At 58.0% G+C, this 11,255-nt stretch carries 11 protein-coding genes; 5 read left to right on the top strand and 6 right to left on the bottom strand.

All coding sequences use genetic code 11. The annotated features are described in order from the left end of the window. Positions 1-190: 190 nt before the first annotated feature. Entirely contained in the window at positions 191-1,177 is a 987-nt protein-coding gene (locus MKI83_RS14995; protein WP_241588002.1) for a hydrolase, read from the bottom strand. 205 nt (positions 1,178-1,382) lie between these two features. On the opposite strand from MKI83_RS14995, the gene MKI83_RS14990 reads away from it, so the two are divergent. Next, the gene (locus MKI83_RS14990; protein WP_241588001.1) at positions 1,383-2,051 is read left to right on the top strand and encodes a glutathione S-transferase; all 669 of its coding nucleotides are present in this window, start codon (positions 1,383-1,385) and stop codon (positions 2,049-2,051) included. 52 nt (positions 2,052-2,103) lie between these two features. On the opposite strand, the gene rsmD is transcribed toward MKI83_RS14990, so the two are convergent. From rsmD to MKI83_RS14970, 4 genes are all read right to left on the bottom strand, one after another. Beyond that, a complete protein-coding gene (gene rsmD / locus MKI83_RS14985) occupies positions 2,104-2,715 on the bottom strand; it encodes a 16S rRNA (guanine(966)-N(2))-methyltransferase RsmD (RefSeq protein ID WP_241587999.1) in 612 nt (203 codons plus the stop codon). Beyond that, positions 2,715-4,202 (bottom strand): M16 family metallopeptidase, encoded by a 1,488-nt coding sequence (locus tag MKI83_RS14980; RefSeq protein ID WP_370867407.1) that lies wholly within the window; start codon positions 4,200-4,202, stop codon positions 2,715-2,717. The genes rsmD and MKI83_RS14980 overlap by 1 nt, the downstream gene beginning before the upstream one ends. Then, complete coding sequence (locus MKI83_RS14975; RefSeq protein ID WP_241588008.1) at positions 4,195-5,529, bottom strand: M16 family metallopeptidase; 1,335 nt, start codon at positions 5,527-5,529, stop codon at positions 4,195-4,197. Before MKI83_RS14975 ends, MKI83_RS14980 begins: the two co-directional genes overlap by 8 nt. Before the next feature lie 307 nt (positions 5,530-5,836). Continuing rightward, entirely contained in the window at positions 5,837-6,493 is a 657-nt protein-coding gene (locus MKI83_RS14970) for a hypothetical protein (protein WP_241587998.1), read from the bottom strand. A 359-nt stretch (positions 6,494-6,852) separates the two neighbouring features. On the opposite strand from MKI83_RS14970, the gene coxB reads away from it, so the two are divergent. Genes coxB through MKI83_RS14950 form a run of 4 tightly spaced genes read left to right on the top strand, consistent with a single transcriptional unit; the run spans position 6,853 to position 11,039 of the window. Continuing rightward, positions 6,853-7,974, top strand: a complete 1,122-nt coding sequence (coxB, locus tag MKI83_RS14965) for a cytochrome c oxidase subunit II (protein ID WP_241587996.1) — start codon at positions 6,853-6,855, stop codon at positions 7,972-7,974. Positions 7,975-7,984: 10 nt separating this feature from the next. Beyond that, on the top strand, positions 7,985-9,577 hold the full coding sequence (ctaD, locus tag MKI83_RS14960; protein ID WP_241587995.1) for a cytochrome c oxidase subunit I: 1,593 nt from the start codon (positions 7,985-7,987) through the stop codon (positions 9,575-9,577). A 7-nt stretch (positions 9,578-9,584) separates the two neighbouring features. After that, positions 9,585-10,136 (top strand): cytochrome c oxidase assembly protein, encoded by a 552-nt coding sequence (locus tag MKI83_RS14955; protein WP_241587993.1) that lies wholly within the window; start codon positions 9,585-9,587, stop codon positions 10,134-10,136. Between the two features lie 12 nt (positions 10,137-10,148). After that, entirely contained in the window at positions 10,149-11,039 is an 891-nt protein-coding gene (locus MKI83_RS14950) for a cytochrome c oxidase subunit 3 (protein WP_241587992.1), read from the top strand. 3 nt (positions 11,040-11,042) lie between these two features. Here the strand turns inward: MKI83_RS14950 and MKI83_RS14945 are convergent, their stop codons facing one another. Beyond that, the gene (locus tag MKI83_RS14945) at positions 11,043-11,246 is read right to left on the bottom strand and encodes a twin transmembrane helix small protein (protein WP_241587991.1); all 204 of its coding nucleotides are present in this window, start codon (positions 11,244-11,246) and stop codon (positions 11,043-11,045) included. Between the last annotated feature and the right edge of the window lie 9 nt (positions 11,247-11,255).

Here is an 11,255-nt window from a genome sequence, read left to right as displayed (position 1 = left end):
CTCCCCATGTGAGAGTAGGTCATCGTCAAGCACCTATCCCAAAACCCCTGAGCCAATGGCTCGGGGGTTTTGCTTTGTGCCAAGGAAAAGTTACAGCGGCTGTTCTGTGCGCTGCTTGGTGCATGCGCATAGTTAGCGCGTTTTTCGTCTAGCTATGGGGCTTAGGCCGCACAGAGTTGCAAAGACGTTGTTACGCTGTACGGCAGAGTTCGGCCAACCATTCTGGTATGCGCCGTTCTAAATAAAACCCTTGTGCTTCGACAAACCCGACATGGCCACCGTGCCGATGCCATTCGTGCGTGGTGCTGGGTGAAAGCTCTCGTGCTTCAGGCAAGCTGTGGCGGAATACAAACGGGTCATCTTGCGCTTGGATCAGTAAGCAGGGGACTGTGATCTCGCCGAGATAGAAGCGGCTTGAGGCGCGGCGATAGTAGTCGTGTACGTCGGCATACCCATGTAATGGCGCGGTAAAACGGTCGTCATAGTCCCAGAAAGTATGCACATCGTCGCGCCGGCCTAAACGGCTCAGGTGCTGGTGTTCAGGCATTTGCCCGCTGCAGGCAAAATGTTCGAGTTTGGCGTTGAGGTAGGCCAGCATCTCGTCCATAAAATGCTTTTGATAGACTTTGGAGAAGCCTTGGTTGATGCGTTCAGCGCAGTGATCCAGCCGATACGGCACGGATACCGCTACCGCCGCAGTGACCAAGGCACGTGAACCGTGCTCACCTAAATACTTCAACAGCACGTTGCCGCCCAGCGAGTAGCCCACCGCAATGCGTGGCCCCAACGGCCAGCAGGCGGCGATGTGGCTGAGCACTTCGCTTAAATCATCGCTCGCACCTGAGTGGTAGCTGCGCGGCAGGCGATTAACCTCACCAGAGCAGCCGCGCCAGTTCACCGCTACGCTCGGCCAGCAGCGTTTCGCCAGCGCTTGTTGTAAACCCAGTACGTAATGCGAGTCAGATGAGCCGGTCAGCCCGTGCAGCAGCACGGTCAGCGGAGCGTCGTGACGCATGCCCTGTGGTTTGTGCCAGTCGAGATCAAGAAAGTCGCCATCGGCTAGCCACAAGCGCTCGCGCTGACGTGCCAGCGCTGATCGGCGGCGCAATAAGGGGCCATACAACGTTTGCAGGTGCGGGCCTGGCAGCCACCAAGCAGGGGTAAACGAGCGGGTCATAAGCACATGATCAGTTTTATGTTGGGCTACGCTACCCTAGGGCTTGGCGTGACGGAAGGCTGATACACGGGCTGAATAGTGCTTGGGCGCTGGCGAGTGTTGGCGTAAACCTGTTGTCTAGCGGACTGCCTCCGTGCCACGCGACTAATCAGGGCTGCGGTTGCACGCGGTTAGTGCTTTTACTCAATCTCTTAAGGATGCCTGCATGTTAACGATCCACCATCTTAATAATTCCCGCTCGCAGCGTGTGCTGTGGTTGTTGGAAGAACTGGCCGTGCCGTATCGCATCGAGCATTACCAGCGTGATGCCAAGACTAATCTGGCGCCGGAAAGCCTCAAGGCGGTACACCCACTGGGCAAGTCGCCGGTGCTGACCGATGACGAAGTTGTGGTGGCCGAATCCGCGGTGATTATCGAGCACTTGATCGAGCATCATGGCCAAGGGCGTTTCCAGCCCTCAGCGGCAAGTGAGGCGGCGCGGCAGGCGCGCTACTGGCTGCACTATGCCGAAGGGTCGTTGATGCCATTTTTGGTGATGTCGTTGGTGTTTCGCAAAATCAAAGAAGCGCCTATGCCGTTTTTCATTAAGCCCGTGGCCAAAGGCATTGCCAATCAGGTGATGCAGAGCTTCGTCGAGCCGAACGTCAGCACACATTTGCGTTATATCGACACCCATTTAGCGACGCACACTTGGTTTGCAGGTGATGAGCTGAGTGCGGCTGACTTTCAGATGATCTTCCCGTTGGAGGCTGCGATCAGTCGCTCGACGCTGGCACAGCAATTACCCAACATTGCCGCTTACGTAAAGCGCGTGCACGCGCGGCCCGCCTATCAGCAAGCGCTGAGCAAAGGAGGGCCGTACGACTACGCCTGAGGCGACGGCCCAGTGGCGGTTAGTCCAAGCCCAGTAAAAGCAACGCCTTGGCTTAGGACTCTTCTTCCAGGCGTTGCCACAAGGCGTAGTGCACTTGGCCGGCTTGTTTTTCGCGGTGCAGGCGCCAGTGACTGGGCAGGCCTAGGCTCGATGGCGCTTGCTCGCTCTCGCTGTAGATCCATGCGCGCGGCTTAAGCCAGCCGTGCTGCTCCAGCAGGTGGCAGGCTTGAGCAAGCAGATCTTGGTGGAAGGGCGGGTCGAGCAAGACCAGATCAAAGGCTTGTGTCGGTGTTTGCGCTAATAACGCCAGCGCATCGCCTTGGCGAATCTCGCCGTTGCTGCACTGCAACAGTTGCAGATTGCTGCGTAAGCTGCTGACCGCAGCGCTGTTGGCATCAAAGCCAAGCCCACTGGCAGCGCCGCGTGACAGGGCCTCCAGCAACAGCGCACCGCTACCGGCGAAGGGGTCGAGCACATGCGCTCCTTCGAGGGTGCCGGTCAGCCAGTTAAACAGCGTTTCGCGCACGCGATCCGGCGTTGGCCTGAGGCCCGGCACAGCGGGAAAGCTCAAGCGCCGGCTGCGCCATGTGCCACCAATGATGCGTAGCTGGCCACCTGTGGCGTTGGCGGGTGACTGGGCGGGCGAAGAGCGGCGCGACTTCATCAATGCTCCGGAACACTGCTAGGCGCGGGCAAGGTTTGGCTGCCTGGCGCGGGAATGGGTTGCTGCTCGACGGTGGGGCCGAGGCTGATGATGACCAGATCATCGACACTCAATTGGCGTGCCATGGCGGCAGTCACTTCGTCACGGCTCAGCGACTGGATTTTATCCATAAAGCGCTGCAGGTGGTCGCTGGGTAAATCATAGAAACCTATGGCGGCCAGTTGTCCCAGAATGTCGGCATTGCTGGCACTGGATAACGGATAGCTGCCGGCCAGCTCACGCTTGGCGGCGGCTAGCTCCGCATCACTAGGGCCAGTTTTAAGGTAGTCGGCCAATAGCTGCTTGATCAGCGCCAACGTGCCTTCGCTTTGCTCAGCACGGGTCTGCACGCTGATCATAAAGGGGCCGCGCGCCTGCATGGGGCTGAACCCTGAGTAGATGCCGTAGGTCAGGCCGCGCTTTTCGCGCACTTCTTCCATCAGGCGAGTGCCAAACCCGCCACCGCCTAGGATTTGGTTGCCCAAGTAAACGGCCGCGTAGTCGGCGTCGTGTCGTGACACGCCCAGTTCGCCCAACAGTAGGTGGGTTTGTTGGCTGGGGAAGTCGATGTGCTGCAGGCCTGCCCTCGGTTTGGCCGGTGCGGGAATGGCGTCAAGTGCAGGGCCTTGGGGTAAGGCTTGGCTAAGCTGGTTGGCGATAGCGTCGACTTCATCGCGACTGAGGTTGCCTACCACCGTAAGCACCGCATTGCCGGCGCTGTAGGCGCGGTGATGGAAGGTGCGCAGATCAGCGGCGGTGAGTGCTTGAATGCTCGCAGGCGTGCCGTCGCTGTTATGTGCGTAAGGATGGCTACCGTATAAGGCCTTGAAAAAGGCTTGTTGCGACTGTTTGCTGGGGTTTTGCTTGTCGTACTCAAAACCGGCCAAGATTTGGTTCTTCATCCGCGCTAAGGCGGCGGCGGGAAAGCTGGGCTGCGCCACGACTTGGCGAAACAGGGTCAGGGCCGGCTCGCGCTGCGCTGGGTTGCTCAGCGAACGTAGACTGGCGATAGCCATGTCGCGGTAGGCGCCGTTGCCAAACTGCGCGCCTAGGTCTTCAAAGCCTGCGGCGATGGCGGTGGTGTCTAGCGTGCCGGTGCCTTCATTGAGCATGACGTTGGTGAGCATGGCTAACCCGGCTTGCGCGCCGTCACGGGCGGAGCCGGCATTAAAGGTCAGGCGCAGGTCAAACATGGGCAGCTCGTGCGCGGGCATAAACAACACGCGCAAGCCGTTGTCGGTGGTCCAGCGCTGGATGTTCAGCGCACGCGGCGCTGGGCTTTGTTGCTCGAGTGCTTTGAGTGTCTCAAGCGTGGGCGTGTTGGCGGTTGAGTCAGTCTTGGCGTGAGCGGCGGGCTGATCAAAGTTATCCGCCAGCATGACGCCAACCACAAAGGCCAGCAGTAAAAAGGCAAACAGACCGATGAGGTCAAAACGGGGCTTATTCATCAACGCTCTCCGGTGCGGCAGTGGCGCTGGCTTGTGGCAACACATGGGCGCGGGTCAAGCGGCTGCGGGTGAAGTAGGTTTGCGCGACACGCTGGATGTCAGCGGGCGTCACAGCTTCTAAGGCGGCGAGGTCTTCGTCCATTAACGTCCACGATAGGCCGACGGTTTCCAGTGAGCCTAAGGTCATGGCTTGTGCGGTGATCGAGTCCCGCTCATACACGAGGCCGGCAATCACTTGCGCCCGCACGCGGGCCAGTTCTGCGCTGCTGGGTGGCGTGGTTTTAAGAGCCTCCAACTCGGCCCACAGGCCTGCCTCTACCTCGGCGAGGGTGCGCTGTTTTTGCACGTTGGGCACGGCGCTTAACGTAAAGAGGCTGTCGCCGCGGCGAAACGCGTCGTAGCTGCTTCCGCCGCCGGCGATCAGCTCTTGTTCACGCTCAAGGCGGGTCGGGATGCGCGAGCTATAACCGCCATCGAGCAGGGCGCTGAGCAAGCGTAGAGCGTGCACATCGCGGGCATTGTCAGCGGTGGCCAAGCTGGGCACGTTAAAGCCAATCAATACGCTGGGTAGTTGGGTGCGCACGTGCAAGGTCAGAAAGCGCTCGCCCGGCTCGGCCAGTTCCAGTGGTCGTTTGGCCGGTGGAATCGCCCGTGCTGGAATAGGGCCGAAGAAGCGTTCGGCCAAGGCTTGTACCTCGCTAGGCTGCACATCGCCCACCACGACTAACGTGGCGTTATTGGGGGCGTACCACTGGGTGTACCAGTCGCGCAGCTCGCCAATCTGCATGCGGTCTAAGTCTGCCATCCAGCCCACCGTGGGGATGCGGTAACTGCTGGCGGGGTAGGCGAGGGTGACGAAGCGCTCATACGCCAGCCGATTAGGGTTGTCGTCGGTGCGCAGGCGGCGTTCCTCTTTGATCACCTCGATCTCTTTGCTGAATTCATCAGCGGGCAACTGCAGCGTCGCCATGCGGTCGGCTTCCATCTCTAAGGCGATGGCTAGGCGATCACTGCTGAGCACTTGGTAATAAGCGGTGAAGTCGCTGCTGGTAAAGGCGTTTTCTTCCGCACCAAGCTCACGCAGGATGCGCGAAGATTCGCCCGGTGCCAGCTTGCTCGAGCCTTTGAACATCATGTGCTCTAAGGCGTGCGAGAGGCCGCTTTGCCCCGGCAGCTCGTAGCTGGAACCAACCTTGTACCACAGCTGCGAAACCACCACGGGGGCGCGGTGATCTTCACGAACCAGTACTTTTAGGCCGTTGGCGAGAATAAATTCGTGGGTTTGTAGCGGGGTTTCTGCGTGTGCCACATTGCCGAGGGCGCACAGGCATAACGCAAATAACGAGAACAACCGAGGCAAGGTAAGCTCCTTGGGGGGTTGTGAAAGGAAGAAAGGTTGCAAGCATACCGCAAGCGCGGCGTTGGCTCGGCAACAGACCGGCAAGAATGGGCTTAAGTTCCCCAGAGGATTGGTAAAGGTTGCGTGAGCTGCAGGCACTAAAAGGCGCCGCAGTCAGCGGCAGAGCAGACAGTATTAGGACACCACCGGCGCAAGGGCTAAGCCCTCGACAGCCGCCAGAGTGACCTACTCAGTTAGCCGCGCGATACGAGGCGACCGAGACGCAAAAGAGTAATCAGCACGCTACCGCTTGATGAGCCCATGCCAGCTCAAGACCTAAGGTTTGCGACATGCATGGCCATTGACGCCAAGCGGCTTTGACATTGGGGTCACTTAAGCGCGCGCGGTAGGCATCTAAACTGACGGCATCAAAGCGCGAGGAATCCACCATATGCACGGCGGCGCAGTGCACCAGTTCATCTAGCTCATTGGCAAACGGCTCGCCAATCAATTGATGGACGATCAGGTTGGCCACGGTTAAATCCATCGGAATCAACGGCTGCCCCAGCTGCTGCATGTAACAGTCGTTAACCTCTTCAACTAAGCGGTGCGCCAGATAGGCTTCGTCGAGCAAAGCGTCTAAACCGCGATGACCGTCCAGTTGTGGTGGTGGCTCGACAAAGAAGTACTCGGCCGCGCGCAAGAGCGGCATTACCGCCTCAGTCAGGCCCGACTCAACCGCCACACGGGTGGCTGCATCAAGAAACTCGGGCACATGGGCGATGTACTGCTCAACAAAGTGCATCAGGTTGTCTAAAGGATCGCCTTCACTGCGAATGCTGGGATGAAGGCGGGTTACTTGTTCGTTGAGGTAGCGCTTAAGTTCGCCCGTGCGAGCTTCGTAGGCGCGCGCCTCGTCGATCAGCTGGTTAAACACGATTGCTTTTGACATGTCTCCCCCCGGAGTTAATGCAGTCGCAGACACGTTAGTACAGGGTGGCGGAAACAGTTAGACCGCTTGGTAATAAAAGCGTCAGTTTTTTGCGGTTAGCTAACGGGTTTATCGCGCAAGGCCGCGCCAATCAAGGCTTTGCCAAGATTTGCAGAAAATCACACTGCGACAAATTGCCACATCGCAATGCCTGTCTATACTCAAAGGCGAAACGCGAACCCATTGGGACCCACTGGTCAAACTCAGGCAGGGAACCGAGGTCACGGCGACAAAGCTCATCGAGCAGGCTGTATTGCCACCGAACCCCGAGCCAGCACGGTTTACCGGCGGGCATAACAAGAAAGATAGGGGAACCCGAGATGCTTCGACGTCCTGTGCTAGCAGGGCTGCTCTTGGCGTGCGCCAGTTTTACGGTGCAAGCGGAGTGGGCTGTCAATATGCGCCCTGGTGTGACTGATATCAGCCAGAGTGTCTTCGACCTTCACATGATTATCTTCTGGATCTGCGTCGCCATCGGCGTCGTGGTATTCGGCGTGATGTTCTGGTCGATGCTGATTCATCGCCGCTCCAGCGGCCAACAACCAGCGCACTTTCACGAAAGCACCAGCGTTGAGGTGTTGTGGACGGTGTTGCCGTTGGTCATCTTGCTGGCGATGGCGGTGCCGGCAACCAAGACCTTGATCGAGATTTACGACACCAGTGAGGCGGATCTGGATATTCAGATCACCGGTTATCAGTGGAAATGGCAGTACAAATACTTGGGCGAAGACGTCGCCTTCTTCAGCAATCTCAGTACGCCTAGCACGCAAATTCATAACCAAGACGACAAAGGCGAACACTACCTGCTGGAAGTGGACGAGCCGTTGGTGATCCCTGCGGGTAAAAAAGTGCGCTTCTTGATCACCGCCGCCGACGTGATTCACGCCTGGTGGGTGCCGGACTTGGCGGTTAAAAAAGACGCTATCCCAGGCTTTATCAACGAAAGCTGGACCAAGGTTGATAAGCCCGGCATCTACCGCGGCCAGTGCGCCGAGCTATGCGGCAAAGACCATGGTTTTATGCCCATCGTGGTGGATGTGAAGACGCCGGAAGACTACGCCGCGTGGTTGGCTGAGAAGAAAGCCGCTGCCGCCGCGCAGCGTGAGTTGACCAGTAAAAACTGGACACTCGATGAGCTGATGGCGCGCGGAGAGAAGGCTTATCAAAGCAATTGCGCGGCTTGTCACCAAGCCAGCGGCGAGGGCATGCCGCCGGTGTTCCCCGCACTAAAAGGCTCGGCCATTGCCACTGGCCCTATCGACGGACACTTGGACATCGTCTTCAACGGCAAGCCCGGCACCGCGATGGCGGCGTACGGCAAGCAACTGTCGGAAGTCGATATTGCCGCGATCATTACTTACGAGCGTAACGCTTGGGGTAATGCGCTGGGTGACATGCTCACCCCGCAAGACGTGGTGAAGTACAAGCAAGCGCAAGAATAAGGAGACCGACATGAGTGCAGCGATTGATTCCCATGCCCATGCCGGGCACGACCACCATCATGGCCCCGCCAAGGGCTTGATGCGCTGGGTGTTGACCACCAACCACAAAGACATTGGCAGTATGTATTTGTGGTTCAGTTTCATCATGTTTTTGGTCGGCGGCAGCATGGCCATGGTGATTCGGGCAGAGCTTTTTCAGCCCGGCTTACAGATTGTGCAGCCAGAGTTCTTCAACCAAATGACCACCATGCACGGCCTGATCATGGTCTTCGGTGCGGTGATGCCGGCGTTTGTCGGTTTGGCTAACTGGATGATCCCGTTGATGATCGGCGCGCCGGATATGGCTCTGCCGCGCATGAATAACTTCAGCTTTTGGTTGTTGCCAGCGGCGTTCGGCATCTTGCTGTCGACCTTGTTTACCGAGGCGGGCGGGCCGAATTTTGGCTGGACCTTCTACGCGCCACTCTCCACCACCTATGCGCCGGAGTCGGTGACGTTCTTTATCTTCGGTGTGCACCTGATGGGTGTGAGTTCGATCATGGGGGCGATCAACGTGATCGCGACCATCCTCAACTTGCGCGCCCCCGGCATGACGTTGATGAAAATGCCGTTGTTCGTCTGGACGTGGCTGATCACTGCATTCTTGCTGATCGCGGTAATGCCGGTGCTGGCTGGCTGCGTGACCATGATGTTGATGGATATTCACTTCGGCACCAGCTTCTTTAATGCCGCCGGTGGCGGTGATCCGGTGTTGTTCCAGCATGTGTTCTGGTTCTTCGGACACCCCGAGGTGTACATCATGATCCTGCCGGCGTTCGGCGCCGTTAGCGCGATCATTCCAGCCTTCGCGCGCAAGCCGCTGTTTGGTTACACCTCGATGGTGTACGCCACCGCGTCCATCGCCTTCTTGTCGTTCATCGTGTGGGCGCACCACATGTTCACCGTGGGCATTCCGCTCACCGGTGAGCTGTTCTTTATGTACGCCACCATGCTGATTGCAGTGCCCACTGGGGTGAAGGTGTTCAACTGGGTGACCACCATGTGGCGCGGCTCGATGACCTTCGAAACGCCCATGCTGTTTGCGGTGGCATTCGTCATCTTGTTCACCATTGGCGGCTTCTCGGGGTTGATGCTGGCGATTGCCCCGGCGGACTTCCAATACCACGACACCTACTTTGTGGTGGCGCACTTCCACTATGTGCTGGTGCCGGGCGCAATCTTTGGCATTTTTGCCTCAGCCTACTTCTGGCTGCCGAAGTGGACCGGCCACATGTACGACGAAACGCTGGGCAAAACCCACTTCTGGATGAGCTTTATCGGCATGAACCTCGCGTTCTTCCCGATGCACTTTGTAGGCTTGGCCGGCATGCCGCGCCGCATTCCGGACTACAACTTGCAATTTGCTGACTTCAACATGATTTCGTCGATGGGCGCGTTCATGTTCGGTGCGACGCAGTTGCTGTTCTTGTTCATCGTGATCAAGTGCATTCGCGGTGGCAAAAAAGCCGAGGCCAAGCCGTGGGATGGGGCCGAAGGGCTGGAGTGGAGTGTGCCTTCGCCGGCGCCGTACCACACCTTTAGCACCCCGCCTGAGGTCAAGTGAGTCGGATATGGCCGCGTCCTTGACCACTCGCCAGCTGACCGTGCGCCTTGTGGGAGTGGTGCTGGCGATGTTCGCCTTTGGTTTTGCCTTGGTGCCCATCTATGACGTGATGTGCCAAGCGTTCGGCATTAACGGCAAAACCAATACCAGCGCCTACCAAGGTGCGCTCAAGGTGGATGAGACGCGACAAGTCAAAGTGCAGTTTGTCGCCACCAATGCCGCTGACATGGTCTGGGAGTTTCAGCCGGTGGGTGATCAGGTTGTGGTGACACCGGGACGCGTGAGTGAGATGCGCTTTATCGCCCGCAACCCCAGCGACAAGCCCATGACGGCGCAAGCTATTCCCAGTGTGTCGCCGTCAAAAGCGGCGGCGTACTTCCAAAAAACCGAATGCTTCTGTTTTACCCAGCAAGTCTTGCAGCCAGGCGAATCGATCGAAATGCCGGTGCGCTTTATTGTCGATCCGGAGCTTCCGGCCGACGTGCATCGCTTAACGCTGGGCTACACCTTGTTCGATATCACTGCGCGTATGCCGCCAGTCCCCGTGGCTGGACGATAAGGAGAACAACGAATGGCCAATACTCACGAGCAGTACTACGTCCCCGCCCAAAGCAAGTGGCCGATCATCGCGACCATCGGCCTGAGCACCACGCTGTATGGTTTGGGCGCTTGGTTTAACGATTTATCTGCCGAGCGTGCCGAATCCAGCGGGCCGATGATTATGTTCGTCGGCGCGCTGTTCTTGGCTTACATGCTCTACGGCTGGTTTGCCGATGTCATCCGCGAAAGCCATCAGGGGCTATACAGCGCGCAGATGGATCGCTCGTTCCGCTGGGGCATGAGCTGGTTCATCTTCTCTGAAGTGATGTTCTTCGCTGCATTCTTTGGTGCGCTGTTTTATGTGCGTACGCTGTCCGGCCCGTGGCTAGGCGGCGAGGGTGCCAAAGGCGTGGCCAATATGTTGTGGCAAGGCTTCGAGTTCAGCTGGCCGCTGTTGAGCAACCCCGACAATAAGTTATTTCCAGCGCCAAGTGCCGTGATTGATCCGTGGCATTTGCCGTTGATCAACACCATCTTGCTGGTGACGTCGAGCTTCACCGTGACCTTCGCCCACCATGCGCTGAAAAAGAATAAGCGCGGCCCACTCAAGCTCTGGTTGGCGCTGACCGTGGCGCTAGGTGTGGTGTTCTTGGGCTTTCAGGTTGAAGAGTACGTCCATGCCTATAACGAGCTGGGTTTAACCCTTGGTTCGGGCATTTACGGTGCGACCTTCTTCATGCTGACCGGCTTTCACGGCGCTCACGTGACCATGGGCGCGATCATTCTGAGCGTGATGCTGGTGCGCATACTGCGCGGGCATTTTAGCGCCGATCAGCACTTCGGCTTTGAGGCGGCGAGCTGGTATTGGCACTTTGTCGATGTGGTGTGGCTAGGCCTGTTTATCTTTGTTTACGTGCTCTAAGACTCACCAAGCGACATGTGAGACCAATTGGCCAGTGAAGAAGCCATAGGTAATCAGCGCGACGGTCAGCGCGGTCAGAGTGACCCGCACCGTCAGCGCATTGACCACGCGGGAGCGGCTGCTGTCGTCTTTGACCAAAAAGACTAAGCCGCTAAACAAGCTGGCAAGGGTTGCCAGCAGTAACAGGACGATCGCCGCTTTTAGCATGCGTGACTC

The organism is Atopomonas sediminilitoris, from assembly GCF_022601735.1.
Classification (GTDB): domain Bacteria; phylum Pseudomonadota; class Gammaproteobacteria; order Pseudomonadales; family Pseudomonadaceae; genus Atopomonas; species Atopomonas sediminilitoris.
Note: the sequence above shows the minus strand (reverse complement) of the source record. Positions and strands in the feature narration are given on the sequence as shown.